Source organism: Pseudomonas sp. NFACC16-2, from assembly GCF_900119205.1.
GTDB classification, from domain to species: domain Bacteria; phylum Pseudomonadota; class Gammaproteobacteria; order Pseudomonadales; family Pseudomonadaceae; genus Aquipseudomonas; species Aquipseudomonas fluorescens_Q.
In genome coordinates this window covers 574-19,309 of the sequence record NZ_FPIX01000020.1, presented here as the reverse complement: position 1 = coordinate 19,309, position 18,736 = coordinate 574, and the positions used below count along the sequence as shown (strand labels likewise).

The 18,736-nt window shown below is 65.1% G+C and carries 2 protein-coding genes (1 of these 2 cut by a window edge); both read right to left on the bottom strand.

The window, feature by feature from the left end:
• Positions 1–6,287: the 5' portion of a non-ribosomal peptide synthetase gene (locus tag BT116_RS17110; protein ID WP_072345807.1), read on the bottom strand. Its footprint begins 7,249 nt before the window's first position; 6,287 of the gene's 13,536 nt are visible here — the first part of the coding sequence; its start codon is at positions 6,285–6,287; the stop codon falls past the left edge of the window.
• Entirely contained in the window at positions 6,287–18,736 is a 12,450-nt protein-coding gene (locus BT116_RS17105) for a non-ribosomal peptide synthetase (RefSeq protein WP_072345805.1), read from the bottom strand. Before BT116_RS17105 ends, BT116_RS17110 begins: the two co-directional genes overlap by 1 nt.

The window sequence follows — 18,736 nt, the reverse complement described above, 5'->3', positions numbered from 1 at the left end:
ACGCTTTGCCAGATACCGGCCAGCGCCTGTTCCATGGCGGTATGCGCTGCGACGTAAGCCTTGGGGCTGGCGCTGAGATCAGCTGGGGGCAGCGCCTTGCGCTCCAGTTTGCCGTTGGGGCTGACCGGCATTTTTTCCAGCCACAACCAGTGCTGCGGCACCATGTAGTCGGGCAAGGACTGGCTCAAATGCGCCTTGAGGCGGCCTTGCAGCGCCTGGCGCACGGCCTCTTCGGCGCTCAGTAATTCAGTGCGTGTCGGCACCACGTAGGCCACCAGCAGACTACCGCCCTGGGCGATCACCACGGTTTCGCGCACGTCATCGTGCTCGGCCAGGCGCGCTTCGATTTCCCCCAGTTCGATGCGCAAGCCACGGATTTTCACCTGGTGGTCCATGCGCCCGGCGTATTCGATCACACCGTCGGTGCGGTAGCGCGCCAGGTCGCCAGTGCGGTACAGCCGCTGGCCGTGACCAAAGGGGCCGGTCACGAACCGCTCGGCCGTCAGCGCGGCGCGGCAGTGGTATCCACGGGCCAGTCCCTCGCCCGCCAGGTACAGCTCGCCGATCACGCCCACCGGCACCGGCGAAAGCTCATCGTCCAGGATGTAGGTGCCCAGGTTGGCGATCGGCTGGCCAATCGGCACGCTGTCGCGACCTTCCTCGACACAGGTCCAGTGGGTCACGTCGATGGCCGCCTCGGTCGGGCCATAGAGGTTATACAGGCCGGCGTTCGGCAGTTTGGCGAACACCTGTTGTTGCGCATCCACCGGCAGGGCTTCACCGCTGCAAACGATGCGTTTGAGGCTGGTGCATTCGGCTACGCGGGGGTCTTGCACAAACGCCTGCAACATCGATGGCACGAAGTGCAGCGTTGTGATGCGCTGCGCCGTGATCAGCCCGATCAGTTGCGCCGGGTCGCGATGAGCCCCCGGCGCGGCCACCACTAGCGTCGCGCCGGTCAGCAGCGGCCAGAAGAACTCCCACACCGACACGTCGAAACTGAACGGCGTTTTTTGCAACACGCTGTCGGTGGCATCGAGCCCATAGGCCTGCTGCATCCAGCACAGGCGGTTGACCAGCGCCGAATGACGATTGCCCGCGCCCTTGGGCTTGCCGGTGGAACCGGAGGTGTAGATCACGTAAGCCAGATTCTCGCCGTCGACCACCACGTCCGGATTTGTGTCGCAACCTGCGTACACCTCGCCATCAGGCAGGTCCAGCACCAGGCTGTCGATTCCTTGCGGAATCGGCAATTGATCGAGCAAATGCTGCTGGGTCAGCAGCAAACCGATGCCGCTGTCCTCGAACATGTAGGCCAGGCGATCCCGTGGGTATTCCGGGTCCAGCGGCACATAGGCACCGCCGGCCTTGAGAATCGCCAACAGCCCCAGGACCATTTCCACCGAACGTTCCACGGCGATGCCCACCAGCACATCCGGGCCGACGCCATGCTCAATCAAGGTGTGAGCCAGGCGATTGGCCTGGGCGTTGAGCTCGCCGTAGCTCAGGCGTTGCTCGCCGAACACCAGCGCCGGGGCATCCGGCGTCCGGCGTACCTGTTCTTCGATCAACCCCTGGACACAGCGATCGAGCGGGTACGCAACCGCCGTCGCGTTCCAGTCGACGAGCAGGCGCCGACGCTCGTCAGTGTCCAGTAACGCCCACTGCGCAACCGGGCGATGCAGGTCCTGCACCAAGCCGTGCAACAGGTTGAGCCAATGCTGGCCCATGCGCTCGAGGGTGGCCGGTTCGAACAGGTCCGTCGCGTAGATCAACGCGGCGTGCAGGCCCTGCGGGCTGTCGGTGGTCTCCAGGCTCAGGTCGAACTGCGCGGTGCGCTGCGCCCAGCCAAGGGGTTCGACCGCCAGGCCCGGCAATGCGTCGTCAAAGACCGAGGCGGTTTCGTTGCGGTGGTTGAACATGGCCTGGAACAACGGGCTGTGGCTCAGGTTACGCTGGGGCTGCAAGGCATCGACCAATTGCTCGAACGGCAGGTCCTGATGCATCTGCGCCGCCATGGCCGTCTGCTTGAGCTGTTGCAGCAAATCGGCCCCTGTCAGATCGCTGTGGAACTCGGCGCGCAGCACCTGGGTATTGACGAAGAAACCGATCAACCGCTCGGTTTCCAGGCGTTGACGGTTGGCAATCGGCACCCCGACGCGGATGTCGGCCTGGCCGCTGTAGCGGTGCAGCAGGGCCTGGAAAGAACCGAGCAACAACACGAACAGCGTGACGTTTTCCCGCCGGGCCAGGGCCTTGAGGGCATCGCTCAACGCAGGATCCAGCACAATCGGCAGCCGCGCGCCGCGCAGGCTTTGCTGGGCCGGGCGCGGATGGTCGGTGGGCAGTTCCAGCAGGGGTTGCTCGCTGCCCAGTTGCGCGGTCCAGTAGGCCAGTTGCCGATCCTGTTCGCCGGCGGCCATCCATTGGCGCTGCCAGACGGCATAGTCGGCGTATTGCACTTCCAGCCCGGGCAACTGCGCGGGCTGCCCCTGGGTGAACGCCGAATACAGGCTCATCAGGTCGTCGACCATCACCTGCAACGACCAGGCGTCGGAAACGATGTGGTGCAGGGTCAACGCCAGGACGTGGTCCTGCGCCCCCAGCTCCAGCAATGCCACGCGCAGCAGCGCATCGTTCAAGAGGTCGAACGGGCGTTGTGTCTGCTCTTCGAGGAAGGCCTGAATGCTAGCCTCATCCGCCCCGGTCAAGCGTTGCTCGATAAAACTGACTTGCCCTTGCGGGCGAATCACCTGGCAGGTGCGTCCATCGTCCTCCACGAACACGGTGCGTAAGCTTTCATGCCGTTGCACCAGCGCTTCGAAGCTGCGGCGCAGGGCGACTTTGTCCAGGGTGCCGCGCAATCGCAGCGCCGTGGGAATGTTGTAGGCGGCACTGTCCGGGTCCATTTTCCACAGGAACCACTGGCGCTCCTGGGCAAACGACAGCGGCAGTGGCTTATCCCGCGCCACGGCGGCCATGGCCTGCGGCTGTACGCCCGACTCGGCGTCGAGGGCCGCGACAAAATCCTGCAACGTGCTGTATTCGAACAGGCTGCGCAGCGGCACCTCGATGTCCAGCAGCCGACGAACCCGCGAGACCACTTGGGTCACCAGCAACGAGTGTCCGCCCAACTCGAAAAAGTTGTCGTGCAGCCCGACACGCTCAAGCTTGAGGACCTCCTGCCAGATCTGCGCCACTTGCTGCTCGCGCTGGCTGCGAGGCGCCACGTAGGCACGTTGCAATTCGCTGGCATCCGGGGCCGGCAACGCCTTGCGATCGACCTTGCCGTTGGGCGTCAGCGGCAGTTGCGCCAGGAACAACAGGTGCGCCGGAACCATGTACTCGGGTAGCTGCGCCTTGAGCGCGGTTTTCAGCGAGGCGCGCAACGCGGCCTCGGCCTCGGCGTCCAACACCTCAGCCGTGGCCGGCACCACATAGCCCACCAGTTGCGCCCCGGTCGGGCCTTCATGGGCCACCACCACGGTTTCACGCACGCTCGCCTGGGCCAGCAACGCCGCTTCGATTTCCCCCAGTTCGATCCGCAAGCCACGGATCTTCACTTGATGGTCGATACGACCGATGTACTCGACCACGCCTTCGGCCCGATAACGGGTCAAGTCGCCAGTGCGGTACAGCCGCTCGCCCGCGCGCGAAAACGGATCGGGCACGAAACGTTCGGCGGTCAGGGCCGGGCGTTGGAAATAGCCGCGGGCCAGGCCTTCACCGCCAATCAACAGCTCACCCGGCGCACCGGGTGGGTTGAGCGTCAGGTCGCTGCCAACGATGTACAGCGCCGTGTTGTCCAGGGGCTTGCCCAGGAATGGGCGGCTGCGTTCAAGGCTCAAGGGGTGCACCGCCGACCAGATCGTGGTTTCGGTCGGGCCGTAGAGGTTCCAGACCTTCGGCGAAAGGGCCAACAAGCGTTGCGCCAGTTCCAGGGGCAACGCTTCGCCGCCACACAGGAACGTGCGCCCGGCCAGCAGCGCAGACTGCTCGTGATCCAGCAGCATGCGCCAGCTCGAAGGTGTGGCTTGCAACACGGTCACGTCATGGCGTTCGATCAGCGCCAGCACCGCTTGCGGATCCTGGTGGACGTTCTGGCCGGTCAGCACAATGCTGGCCCCGGCCGACAACGGGCCGTAGATTTCCAGGCCAAAAATGTCGAAGGAAAACGTCGTCAGCGAAAGCATGCGGTCGCTGGCTACAAGGCCCGGCTGGGCGATCATGCTGGCGACGAAATTGCTCAGCGCGCCATGACGCACCATCACGCCCTTGGGTTTGCCGGTGGAACCGGAGGTGTAGATGACGTAGGCCAGATGCTCGGCAGTCAGTGGCACCACCGGACAGCTGCGCGGTGCGGCCTGCAGCGCGGCGTCGGGCTGGTCCAGCAACAGGGTCTGCAGGGTGGCCGGAATCGGCAGCAGCGCCTGCAAACGGGCCTGGGTCAACAGCAATTCGATGCCGCTGTCCTCGATCATGTAGGCCAGGCGATCCTCGGGATACGCCGGGTCCAGGGGCACGTAGGCGCCACCGGCCTTGAGGATCGCCAGCAGGCCGACGATCATTTCGACGCTACGCTCCACCGCGATGCCCACCGGCTGGTCGGGCGTCACGCCCAGGGCCATCAAGCGGTGGGCGAGCTGGTTGGCGCGCGCATCCAGTTGCCCATGGGTCAGGGTCTGTCCATCGATGGTCAGCGCCTGCGCGTCGGGGGTCTGGCGCGCTTGTTCGGCGATGCGCCAGTGCACGCATCCGGTTCCGGCACCGTGGTCGGCCACGCGGTACCAGTCTTGCTGCGTCAGGCGCTGCTGGGCGGCGTCGAGCAACGGCAACTCACCGATACGTCGTTGCGGCGCCTCGACAATGCCTTGCAGCAGGTTCTGCCAGTGCTGGGCCAGGCGTTCGATGGTCTGCGCTTCGAAGAGGTCGGTGGCGTAGGTCAGTTCGGCGGCAACGCCCTGCTCGGTTTCATAGGTGCCCAGGGTCAGGTCGAACTGGGCGGTGCGCCCTTCCCACACCAGGTCCTCGATGCTCAGCCGTGGCAGCTGCAACTGCCGGTCCTGGGTATCACTGGCTGTCTGGTGGTTGAACATGACCTGGAAGATCGGGCTGTGGCTCAGGCTGCGTTCCGGTTGCAGGGCTTCGATCAACTGCTCGAACGGCAAGTCCTGATGAGCCTGGGCGGCCATGGCCGCTTGCTTGACCTGATGGAGCAAACGATCGAACGGCAGTTGTCCATCGACATCGGCGCTGAGCACCTGGGTGTTGACGAAAAAGCCGATCAGGCCCTCGGTCTCGACCCGGTTGCGATTCGCCACGGGCACGCCGACGCGGATCTCTGGCTGGCCACTGTAGCGGTGCAGCAAGGCCTGGAACGACGCCAGCAGCACCATGAACAGACTGGCCCCTTCACGCTGGGCCAATTGTTTGAGCGCCGTGCCCAGTGCCGGCGGCAGGTTCAGGTCCAGGCGCGCACCGCGAAAACTCTGCACGGGCGGGCGCGGATGATCGAGGGGCAATGCCAAAACCGGATGCTCGCCATCCAGGGTCTGGAGCCAATAGGCCAGTTGCCGCTCGCGCTCACCGGCCTCCAGCCAGTGGCGCTGCCAGATGGCGTAGTCGGCGTACTGCACGGTCAGTTCCGGGAGCACCAGCGGCTGGCCGGCAGTGTCCGCAGCGTAATGGCGGACCAGCTCATCCACCAGCACCTGCATCGACCAGCCATCGGAGATGATGTGGTGCTGGATCAGCGCCAGCACATGGTCGTCTTCGGCGATTTGCAACAGTGAAACCCGCAGCAGCGGCCCCTGGCGCAGATCGAATGGGCGCGCGCTTTGCGCCTCGACGAAGGCCTTGATGCTGTCGTCCTGGCTGGCTGGCGAACCGGCGGGCAACGCGTGGACCGCAATACGCAGCGGCATGTGCGGGTGGATGACCTGCACGGCCTGCTCGCCATGCTCGATGAAAGTGGTGCGCAAGCTCTCGTGGCGCTCGACCAAGGCGTTGAAGCTGCGCTCCAGGGCAACCACATCCAACGGCCCCTTGAGGCGCAGGGCACTGGGGATGTGATAGGCCGAGCTGTGCGGGTCCATCTGCCACAGGAACCACTGGCGTTCCTGGGCATAGGACAGCGCGATGTGTTCGAACCCGGAGCGAACCTCGGGGATCGGCAGGTTGGCCGGCGAGACGCCTTCTTCAAGCATCTTTTCCAGGTACAACCGGCGTTTGTCCAGCGGCAGAGTGATAAAGCGCTTGGCAATCCTCAAAGCAACACTCTTGTCCATCAGACTTCCTCCATTTCATCAAGCAGGGCTTCCAGCTTGTTCAGTTTCTGTTCGTTGATTGGCCCGTCCCCGATGTCCAGTTGCGCGACAAAATCCCCCAGGACGGGGTGCTGGAAAATCAGTTGCGGGGTCAGCGTCAGCCCCAGTTCGAGGGCCAGGCGCGAGACGGCATTGACCGCCAGCAGCGAATGACCGCCCAACTCGAAGAAGTGGTCGTTCAGGCCCACGCGTCCCACCGTGAGCACCTGGGCCCAGATCGCCGCGACCTGCTGCTCGAGTTCACTGGCCGGCGCGACATAACCGGCTTGCAGCAAGCCGCTCTCCGGGGCCGGCAAGGCCTTGCGGTCGAGTTTGCCGTTGGGCGTCAGCGGCAGTTGATCGAGGAACAGCAGGTGCGCTGGAATCATGTAGTCGGGCAGGTGTTCCCTGAGGCCGGCCTTGAGCTGGTCGCGCAGGGCACGCTGCGCTTCGGTGGCGTCCAGGTCCAGCGCTGGGGCGACCACGTAGGCCACCAGTTGCTGGCCTCCCGCCGCGTCCTGGGCCAGGACGGCCACCTCACGCACCTCGGGTTGTTGCAGCAGCCGCGCTTCGATTTCCCCCAGCTCGATACGGAAGCCGCGGATCTTCACCTGATGGTCGATCCGGCCCTGATATTCGAGCACGCCATCGACGCGATAACGGCTCAGGTCGCCGGTGCGGTACAGGCGTTCGCCGTTGCTGGAAAACGGGTTGGGCACGTACTTCTCGGCGGTCATCGCGGCACGGCCGAGGTAGCCACGGGTGATGCCCGCGCCGCTCAGGTACAGCTCGGCCGAGACGCCTTGGGGCACCGCTTGCAAGTCACTGTCCAGCAGGTAGCTGGCGGTGTGCTTGAGGGGCCGGCCGATGTTTGCCGTGCCGCCGACGGTGCGGCGGGTCCAGGTGGAATAGGTGGTGTCTTCCGATGGGCCGTAGAGGTCGTAGACATGCTCAATCCCACATTGGTACAGCGTTTCCACGAGGCTCTGCTTCAACGGCTCGCCGGCCAGGTTGATGATGCGCACGCTGGCCGGGATTTCACCGCTACGCTGCAACGCGGCAATGGCCGATGGCACGGTGTTGACCAGGCGCACCTGATCCCGGGCGGGCAGGTGCGGCAACTCCAATGCGTTACGGGCGATGATCAGCGAGCCGCCATTGGCCAGGGTCACGAACAGCTCCCACACCGACAGATCGAAACACACTGAAGTGGAGGCGAGCACGCCTTGGATATCGTCGCGGCTGTAGACCGACTTCGACCAATCGATCAGCGCCAGCACGTTGCGATGGGCAATCGCCACGCCCTTGGGCTTACCGGTGGAGCCGGAGGTGTAGATCACATAGGCGAGGCTGTCTGGCGTGACCAGGGTGTGGGGTGCGCTCAGCGGGTAGTGCGTCAGGTCGAGTTGATCCAGCATCAACACAGCGGTCTCGGCCGCAACGGTCAGCGTCGCCGCCACCGCTTGCTCGGTCAGCAGCACCCGCGCGCCGCTGTCGTCGAGCATGTAGGCCACGCGTTCGGCCGGATAGTCCGGGTCCAGCGGGACGTAGGCGCCACCGGCCTTGAGCACCGCCAGCAAGGCGATCAGCAATTGCTCGGAGCGCGGCATTGCCACGCCTACCCGCACTTCCGGGCCCACCCCCAGCTCAATGAGTCTATGGGCCAGGCGATTGGCGCAACCGTCCAGTTCGCGGTAGCTCAGGCGGGTGTTGGCGAAGGTCACCGCCAGGGCCTCTGGCGTGGCTTCGACCTGACGAGCAATCAGCTGGTGAATGCACAGCGTTTGCTCGAACGGGGCGTCCACCGGGTTCCAGTCATGGGTCAGGCGCTGATGCTCATCGAACTCAAGCATCGACAGTTCACCCAGGCAGCGTTCACCATGGGCGGTCATCTGCCCCAACAGTTGAGCCAGATGCGCCGCCAGTCGCGCCACGCTGGCGGGTTCAAAACTGGCCCGCTGGTAGCTCATGTGCACTGACAGCTGCCGATCGAGGCCCACCAACAGCGTCAGCGGGTAGTTGGTCTGCTCCTGGGTGACCACCGGGCCGAAGCGCAGGCCGTCTGGCGCGCCTTGCTCCAAGGCTTGGGCAATCGGGTAGTTCTCGAACACCAGCAGGCTGTCGAACAGCGGTTCACCGCCCTGCCCAGCCCAGCGCTGGATGTCCAGCAACGCGGTGTGTTCGAACTCCCGCAGCGCCAGGTTCTGCCCTTGCACCGTTTGCAACCAACTGTCCAGGGACTGCTCGGCCCGCGGGCTGGCGATCACCGGCAAGGTGTTGATGAACAGGCCGATCTGCTGCTCGATGCCGGGCACATCCGCCGGGCGGCCGGCGACCGTCGCACCGAAGGCCACCGTGCCTCGACCGGTGTAACGCTGCAACAGCAGCAGCCATGCCGCCTGCACCAAGGTGTTGACGGTGACTTTCGAGGCACGGGCAAAGGCCTCCAGGCGTCGGGTCAGCGCTTCGTCCAGCACCTGGACATGATCGCCATGAGCGGCCAGGGCCTGCGCCGGCTTCGCCATGACGTCGGCCAGGCGCGTCGGGGTCTCCAGGCGGCGCAGCGCAGGCATCCAGAACGCTTCGCTGGCGGCCTCGTCCTGGCGTTGCAGCCAGGCAATGTAATCGCGATAACGCCCGGCCGGACGGGCCACGCTGTCACCCCGGTAATGCTGCAAGACTTCACCGAGCAACTGCGCACTGCTCCAGCCGTCCATCAGGATGTGATGGTTGGTGTAGATCAGGTGATGACGGTCAGTGCCGGTGCGCACCAGCACCAGGCGCATCAGCGGCGCCCGGGTCAGGTCCACGCCTTGGGCATGTTCTGCCTCGGCCAGGGTTTGCAGGGCGCCCTCAATATCAGTGCGCCCGTTCCAGTCGAGCACACGGAACGGCACCTCGACCTGGCGCTGCACGATCTGCACCGGCTGCGCCAGGTCGCCCTGCCAGAAGAAGCCGCTGCGCAGGATGTCATGGGCATCGACCACGGCTTGCCAGGCGGTGCGGAAACGTTGCGGGTCGATGCCCTCGATGTCGAGGCGCATCTGGTTGATGTACTCGCCACTGCCCTGCTCGAGCACGGAATGAAACAACATGCCCTGCTGCATCGGAGACAGCGGGTAGATGTCGTCAATGGCCTGGGGGTGTTGGACCAGGGTGTCGAGTTGCGCCTGGGTCAGCCGCGCCAAGGGGAAATCCGATGGCGTCACGCCACGGCTGTTGCTGTCGCAGCAGTGGGCGATGAGCGCGGTGAGTTCCTGTACATAGTCATCGGCCAGGCGCTGGATGGTCGCGGCGTTGAACCTGTCGCCGCTGAAGGTCCAGCTCAAGTCCAGCTCGCCGCCAAACACTTGGCCGTCGAGGGCCAGCGGGCTGCCCAGCGGGCCTTGCAGGTTCACTTCTTCGCCGCCGCGCTCGGTGGTCGGCACGAACAAGGCCTCGCCGGCCCCATCGAAGCTGCCGTCGAACTGGCCGAGGTAGTTGAAGGTCAGTTGCGGTTTCGGCAAGGCTTGCAGGGTCTGGCGCGCCGCATCATCGCCCAGGTGCGCCAAGGCGCCGAAGCCAATGCCCTTGTTGGGAATGGCGCGCAGTTGCTCCTTGATCTGTTTCAACGAGGCGCCGAGATCGGCAGCCGGGGTCAGCTTCGCGGGGAACAGGCTGGTGAACCAGCCGACGGTACGAGTCAGGTCGACGTGGGCGAACAACTCTTCGCGGCCGTGGCCTTCGAGTTGCACCCACACGCTGTCGTCGCCGGTCCAGCGCACCATCACCCGCGCCAGTGCCGTCAACAGCAGGTCGTTGACCTGGGTGCGGTAGGCCGCCGGGGCCTGCTGCAACAGTTGCCGGGTGAGGGTTTTATCGAGTGCCGTGCGGATCGTCACGGCTTGGCTGTGTTGCTGCCCGCCCTGGGGATTGTCCCACGGCAACCCCGCCGAGGCGCCTTGCAACTGTTGCTGCCAAAAGCCCAGCTCGGCCTGCAAGGGTGCGCTGGCCGCGTAGTCCTGCAACGCGGCGGTCCAGGCTTTGACCGCACTGGTCTTGGCCGGCAGCTGCACCGCCGCCGTGCCCGCGAGCATCTGCCGATAAGCGCTTTGCAGGTCTTCGAACAGAATCCGCCAGGACACCCCGTCCACCACCAGGTGATGCACGATCAGCAGCAGCCGCTGGGTGCCGTCGGCGAGGTTCGCCAGCAGCCCGCGCAGCAGCGGGCCGCCGTCCAGTTGCAGGCTGCGCTGGGCCCGGTTGCCCAGCACTTCCAGCTCAGCGAGATCGGCGACGTCGGCCTGCCACAGCAGCGTGCCAGCGGCCTGCGCCTCGACGTCACGGTAACGCGCGGTCCAGCCTTCGCCCTCCTCGATAAAGTCCAGGCGCAAGCTGTCGTGGTGCTCGATCAGCGCGCCCAAGGCTTGCTCCAACGCCTGCGCATCCAGCGCCTGCGTCGGCTTGAGCATCACCGATTGGTTCCAGTGATGGCGGTCCGGAATCGGTTGGGCGAAGAACCATTGATGGATCGGCAGCAGTGCGGTTTCGCCGGTCACGGGTTTCTGGTCGATCGACTGCCGCGGCGTGCCCGTCTGGACCACGGCGGCCAGGGCCTCGATGGTCTGGTGCTGGAACAGATCCTTCGGCGTGAACTGGATACCGGCCTGGCGGGCGCGACTGACCACCTGGATCGAGACGATGGAATCGCCGCCCAGTTCGAAGAAATTGTCCTGCAGGCCGACTTGCCCAAGCTTGAGCACGTCCTGCCAGATGGTCGCCAGTTGCTGCTCCAGCGGGCTGCGCGGCGCCACGTAGGTTTGCTGCAATTGGCTGACATCGGGCTTGGGCAGGTTCTTGCGGTCGAGCTTGCCGTTGGGGGTCAGCGGCAAGCGTTCAAGCAGCAGCAGGTAGGCCGGGACCATGTGCGCCGGCAGGGTCGCCTTGAGCTGTTCGCGCAGGTGCTCGGCGAACGCCTCATGCGGGGCCGCCGACGCATCGGCCACCACATAGGCCACCAGGCGCTTGCCGCTACCAGCCGGGCCTTCCTGGGCCACGACGACCGTTTCGCGCACGCCATCCAGGGCTTGCAGGCTGGCCTCGACTTCGCCCAGTTCGATGCGGAAACCGCGGATCTTCACTTGGTTGTCGATACGGTCCAGGTAATCGAAGATGCCGTCGGCGCGTTGGCGCACCAGGTCGCCGGTGCGGTACAGCAAGCCACCTTCCGCGCTGAACGGATCAGCGACAAACCGCTCGGCCGTCAGCCCCGGGCGGTTCAGGTAGCCCCGGGCCAGGCCGCTGCCACCCAAGTACAGCTCACCGGCCATGCCTTGGGGCAGCAGGTTCAAGTCAGCATCCAGCACGTAGGCGCTGCGGTCGCCGATACGGCTGCCGATGGGCGCATACGCGGCGCCGCACGTCACGTCACGACCGGCCTTCCAGATCAGCGGCGTGACCACGGTTTCGGTCGGGCCGTAGCCATTGATGATGAAGTCCGGATCGAGGGCGCGCTTGACCCGTTCGAAACTAGCGTTGGGCACCGCATCGCCGCCGAAGCAATAGATGCGCACCTTGGGTGGGTTGCCTTCGCGCTCGGCGTGTTCGGCCAGTTGTTGCAGGTACACCGGTGGGAACGCCACCACGGTCACGCCGTGCTCGCGCATCGCGTTGTAGGTTTGCTCCGGGGTCCACAGGCTGTCGTCGCGAATCAGCAGCGAGGCGCCGTGGGTCAGGCTGGTGAGCCAGCGTTCGTGGGCGCCGTCGAAGGCGAAGGACATGAAATGGAATTCGCAATCGCGGCCCTGCATTTCATAGCGCTCGCCGATGGCCTGGCAATGCATCGCCAGCGGTCCATGGGCCACGCTCACGCCCTTGGGATTGCCGGTGGAGCCGGAGGTGTAGATCACGTACGCCAGGTTCTGTGGATCGACCTCGATCGCAGGGGCATGGATAGGTTGTCGGCTCAGGTCCAGGCAATTGAGCTCCAGCACCTGTGCGGCACGTTCCAGGGGCAACTGCGCCGACACCCGGGAATCGGTGAGCAACAGCGCCAGCCCCGAATCCTCGATCAGGTACGCCAGGCGTTCACGGGGGTAACTGGTGTCCAGCGGCACGTAGGCAGCGCCGGCCTTGAGCACCGCCAGCAGCGCGACGATCACCCCTTCGCTGCGCGGCAGGGCCACGCCGACGCGGGTTTCCGGGCCCACGCCACGGGCGACCAGTGCATGAGCCAGTTGGTTGGCCCGACGGTCGATGTCGCCGTAGCTGAAACGTTTTCCATCGAAGATCACCGCGGTGCTGTGCGGTTTCAGCGCCGCCAGATGGGCGATGCGTTGATGCACGGCGATGTCGGTCGGGTATGGTTGCGGATGGTTGGCAGCCTGTTGCGCCTTATGTTCCTCATCGTTGGCCAGGGCGATCTCGCCGAGGCGACGCTCGGCGGATTCGGCAAACCGTTCCAGCAGGTGCAGCAATTGCGCACTCAAGCGCTCGATGGTCGCGACGCTGAAATGCGCCCGGTCAAAACTCATGTGCAGCGCCAGCGTCTCGCCCAAGGTCACGCCCAGGGTCAGCGGGTAATGCGTCTGATCCTGGTTGGCGACTTCGCCGAACACCACGCCTTGGGCGGTGCCACGTTGCAACGCCGCGGAGATCGGGAAGTTTTCGAACACCAGCAGGCTGTCGAACAGCGCTCCCCCGCCCTGCCCGGCCCAGCGCTGGATGTTTGCCAGCGGTGTGTGCTCGAATTCGCGCAGGCTCAGGTTCCGGGCTTGCACGGCGGCCAGCCAGGCAGCGACCGTCTGGTCCGGACGCGAGCCTGCGATCACTGGCAAGGTGTTGATGAACAGGCCGACCTGTTGTTCGATGCCAACCAATTCTGCCGGTCGCCCGGCCACGGTGGTGCCGAACGCCACGCAGTCGCTACCCGTGTAACGCTGCAACAGCAGCAGCCACGCCGCTTGCACCAGGGTGTTGACGGTGACTTTCTGCTGGCGGGCGAATGCATTGAGACGGCCCGTGCGCGGCGCATCCAGCGTGTAATGCCTGAGCGCGTGAGCGCTTTCGCTGCGCACTTCAGCACTCGCCGCGGCGGCGTTTGCGAGCAGCGTCGGCTCCTGGAGATCGGCCAGTTGCCCCAGCCAGAACGTTTCGCTGAGGGCTGTGTCCTGGCGCTGCAACCATTGGATGTAATCGGCGTAGCGGCTGACCGGACGCGGCGGCTGTTGACCGGCGTAGCGTTGCAGCACTTCGCCAAGCATCTGCGCGCTGCTCCAGCCGTCCATCAGGATGTGATGGTTGGTGAAAATCAGGTGATGACGCTCATCGCTCAACTGAATCAGCGTGACCCGCAGCAGTCCGGCCTGAGTCAGGTCGAAGCCCCTGGTCAGGTCAGCGGCGGTGAAATCCCTGAGGGCCTGGGCGACATCATGGCGCCCGCGCCAGTCGAGCAAGGTGTAAGGCAGCACCAGGCGGCGGTGGATGATCTGCAACTGCTCCTGCAACTCGCCCTGCCAGATGAAGCCGCTGCGCAGGATCTCGTGGGCGTCCAGGGTCGCCTGCCACGCGGCGCGGAAACGCTCGGGGTCGAGGCCATCAACATCCACGCATAACTGGTTGATGTAGGTGCCGGCGCCCTGCTCGTACAAGGTGTGGAACAGCATGCCTTGCTGCATCGGCGACAGTGGATAAATGTCCTCGATAGCGGCAGCCGGCACTGGGATCGCGTCCAACTGCGCCTGGGTGATACGCGCCAGCGGGAAATCCGACGGCGTGACGCCCATGGCATCGGCCAGGCAACAATGGTCGATCAGCGCTTCCAGTTCGCGGGCATAGTCATCGGCCAGGCGGGCGATGGTCGCCTCGTTGAATTGCTCAGTGCTGAACGTCCAACGCAAGTCGAGCTCGCCGTCGTAGACCTGGCCCTCGATGCCCAGCCCGTTGTCCAGCGGCGCATCGAGGCTCTGCTCGTGTCCGGCGCTTTCGCCCGCCGGGCTGAACAGCACGCCCTCGCTGGCATCGAAACTGCCGTCGAACTGACCGAGGTAATTGAAGGTGATGCACGGCAATGGCAAGGCCTTGAGACAGGCTTGTGCCGCGTCGTCGCCCAGGTAGCGCAGCACACCGAAGCCAATGCCTTTGTTCGGGATCGCCCGCAGCTGCTCCTTGATCTGCTTGATCGCGGCGCCCACGCGGTCGGCCGGGGTCAGGCGCACCGGGAACAGGCTGGTGAACCAGCCGACCGTACGGGTCAGATCGACGTCGCTGAACAGCTCTTCGCGGCCATGGCCTTCCAGTTGGATCAGTGTGTCGGTATGCCCGGTCCAGCGGCAGATCACCCGCGCCAGGGCGGTCAGCAGCAGGTCGTTGACCTGGGTGCGATACGCCGCGGGGGCCTGTTGCAGCAGTTGCTGGGTGAGGGTCTTGTCGAGTCGGCTGTGTAGCACTTTTGCGTATCGGCTTTGCCGGCTGCCTTGAGGGCTGTCCCAGGGCAGATCCACCACGGCGCCTTGCAGTTGCTGCTGCCAGAAGGTCAATTCGGTGCGCAGCGTTTCAGTGCTGGCGTAGACCTGCAGATGTTCGCCCCAGGCCTTGTAGGCGCTGGTCTTGGCCGGCAACCGGAGGGTGGCTCCGGCACTGGCCTGTTGATAAGCCCGTTGCAGGTCTTCCAGCAGGATGCGCCACGACACGCCGTCCACGGCCAGGTGGTGCACGGCCAGCAACAGACGCTGGCTGCCATCGGCCATGTTCGCCAGCACGGCACGCAGCAGCGGGCCCTTTTGCAGGTCGAGGCTGCGCTGGGCCTTGGCACAGAGGTCTTGCAGCTCAGCGGCGCTCAGGTTATCCGCGGTCCACAGCAGCTCGGGGTCGATCGCCACCGGTGCCACATCGGCGCGCCAGCCCGTCGGGGTTTCGGTGAAGCGCGAACGCAAGGCATCGTGATGCACCACCAAGGCGTTGAGGGCCTGCATCAGCGCTGGCGCCTGCAACGGCAGGTGGCTGCGCAACAGGACAGCCTGGTTCCAGTGATGACGCTGGGCAATGGCGTCCTCGAAAAACACCTGCTGGATAGGCAGCAACGGCAGCTCGCCGCTGACCGGCCCTTGATCGATCTGCAGGCCACTGCCGCCCTGCTGCGCGACGCTCGCCAGGCCTTGTATGGTTTGATGCTGGAACAGGTCACGGGGGGTGAAATGGATCCCCGCCTGTCGCGAACGGCTGACCACCTGGATCGAGATGATCGAGTCGCCGCCCAGCTCGAAAAAGTTGTCGGTCAGGCCGACCTGTTCAAGCTTGAGCACGTCCTGCCAAATGGCCGCGATGCCTCGTTCCAGCTCACTGCGGGGCGCGATGAAGGCTTGCTGCAGCTGGCTGGCATCGGCTGAAGGCAATGCCTTGCGGTCGAGCTTACCGTTGGGGCTCAGCGGCAATTGCGCCAGGAACAGCCATTGCGTGGGCACCATGTAATCCGGCAGGCTCTCCTTGAGCTGCGCCTTCAGGGTGTCCCGCGCCGCGCCCTGCGCCTCGGCCGAGGCCGACACCAGCGAGGCATCCTGGGGCACCACGTAGCCCACCAGTTGCAGGCTGCTGCCACCTTGCACCGCCAGGACGACGGCTGCGTTTACCGCGTCCAGTTCCAGCAGCCGCGCTTCGACTTCGCCCAGCTCGATGCGCAAACCGCGGATCTTCACTTGATGGTCAACGCGACCGACGTATTCGATCTGGCCCAAGGTGTTGAAGCGTGTCAGGTCGCCGGTGCGATACAGGCGCGCGCCAGTGGTGGAAAACGGATCGGGAATGAACCGTTCGGCGGTCAAGCCCGGACGCTGGAAGTAACCGCGCGCCAGCAGCTCGCCGCCAATCAGCAACTCGCCGACCACGCCCACCGGCGTGGGTTCGAGGTGTCCATCGAGCAGATAGGTATGCCGGCCTGGCAGCGGCTGGCCAATGGGCAAGGTCAGCGGCAGCGGCCGGCGATTGAAGACGTAATCGCTGCAATCAAGCGTGGTGGCGGTGACCGTGGCTTCGGTCGGGCCGTAGGTGTTGAGCAGCTTGACCCGCTCGAGCCCGGCCCGGCGCCAGGCCTGCACGCCCTCGGGCGGCATCGCCTCGCCACCGCTGTGCACCTGGCGCAGCGCGGCATAGTCACGCGGGCCGGCAGCGGCGAACTCCTTGGCGATCATGTTCCAGTAGGCGGTGGTCAGGTCCATGACCGTAATGCCCTGTTCGACGATGTGGCGGTACAGGGTTTCGCTGTCCCACACCTCGTTGCCACGCAGCAGCACCGAGGCACCGCAGGTCAGCGGCCCGAACAGTTGCTCGCCAAAGGCATCGAAGTTGAACGTGGCGAATTGCAGCACGCAGTCGGCGCTGCTCAAGCCGTAATAGTGCTGGGAGGCGAACGCATGCTTGCTCAGCGCGCCGTGGCTGATGCCGACACCTTTCGGGCGCCCGGTCGAGCCGGAGGTGAACATGACGTAGGCCAGGCTGTCGGCCCACACCTGGCGTTGCAGATTGCCGGGCTCGGCGTCTTCCCAAGACGGGCTCTGATCCAGGCACAAGCAACGCACGCCCTCGGGCACAGGCAGGCGTTCAAGCCAATGGCTTTGGGTCAGGAGCAGGCGACTGGCGCTGTCTTGAATCATGAACCGCAGGCGATCAGCTGGGTACTGAGGGTCCAGCGGCACGTAGGCACCACCGGCCTTGAGCACGGCAAGAATGGCGATCACCAGTTCCAGGCTGCGGTCGACGGCAATGCCCACCAGCACGTCAGGCCCGACACCCGCCGCCACCAACGTGCGCGCCAGGCGATTGGATCGGGCGTTGAGCTGGCCGTAGGTCAATCGTTGTCCGTCGCAGATCAAGGCGATGACGTCCGGGCTGCGTTCAGCTTGCGCCTCGAACAGTTCGTGCACCGGGCGCTCGCTCGGCCAGGTCGTGTCGTGGCGCCCCCACTCAGTCACCAACTGCCGGTATTCAGCCGGCGCCAGCAACGCGAGTTCGCCGACCCGCTGCTGTGGGTCGGCGACGATGTTGCGCAACAGCAGCGTCCAGTGCCGCGCCATGCGCTCGATGGTTTCGGGGTTGAACAAATCACTGGCGTAGGTGAACGCGGCATGCAATTGGCCGCCCTTTTCGTAGGTATCCAGGCTCAAGTCGAACTGGGTACTGCGCGATTCCCACTCGATGACACCCAGCTCCAGACCGCTGCCGACTTTCAGCGTGGTGACGTCGGCCACTTCCGGCTGGTGGTTGTACATCACCTGGAACAATGGGTTGTAGCTCAGGCTGCGCTCAAGCTTCAGCGCCTCGACCAGTCGTTCGAAGGGCAGGTCCTGGTGGGCCTGGGCGCCGAGGGCGGTTTCCTTGACGTCACGCAACAGGTCGCCAAGGCGGGCCTGGCCATCCACTTGCACCCGCAACACCTGGGTGTTGACGAAGAAACCGATCAGCCCTTCGATTTCCTGGCGGTTGCGGTTGGCGACCGGAACCCCGACCCGCAGGTCGTCTTGTCCGGTGTAACGGTGCAGCAGGATACTGAAGGTACCCAGCAACAGCATGAACAAGGTCACCCCCTGTTGCCGGGCCACGCCGCGCAGTTGCTCGACCAGCGCGGCCTCCACCACCTGTTCCAGGCGACGACCGCGATAGCTCGGCAGTATCGGGCGTGGGTAGTCGAGTGGCAGCTCCAACACCGGATGCTCGTCGCCCAGTTGCGCTTGCCAGTAATCGAGTTGCCGCTGCAGCTCGCCGGCCTCCAGCCAACGGCGTTGCCACAGGGCGTAGTCGCTGTACTGGATCGGCAATTCGGCCAACTGCGGTGCAACGCCCGCCTCATGGGCGTCGTAGAAACGAATGAACTCATCGATCAACACGTTCATGGACCAGCCATCGGAGACGATGTGGTGCAGGGTCAACAGCAGCACGTGTTCCTGCTCATCGAGCTTGAGCAATTCGACCCGCAGCAACGGGCCGCAGGCCAGGTCGAAGGGCCGCATCGACTGGGCCTCGGCAGCCAGGCGAACCGCCTGCTCGCGCTCGTCGGCCGGCATGGCACTGAAGTCCGCGTGGTCGATCACCAGCGGCGCGCTGGCCGGCACCTGCAGGAGACGGTCGTCGGCCTGGCGCTGGAACACCGTGCGCAGGGTTTCATGCCGCGCCACCAGGCTGGCGAAGGCTTGCTCCAGGGCCGGCAGGCTCAACACTCCGCTGAGCCGCACCGCCCCAGGCAGGTTGTAGGCGCCACTGTCCGGCTCCAGTTGCCAAAGGAACCACATGCGCTGCTGGGCATAGGACAAGGCCTGGCGATCCTCGGCCTCGACGCCCTGGGGGATGGGAAAACCGCTGAACTCCACGCCCTCCTTGGCCAGCGCCGCGAGGAACATCCGGCGCTTGTCCAGGGGCAACCCGATAAACCGGCGAGCAAGTTTCAAGGCGTCTTCAGCATTCAT

Bases quoted from the DNA above. Each gene is read 5' to 3' on its own strand.
- BT116_RS17105 (WP_072345805.1), bottom strand. From the start codon at position 18,736: ATGAATGCTGAAGACGCCTTGAAACTTGCTCGCCGGTTTATCGGGTTG.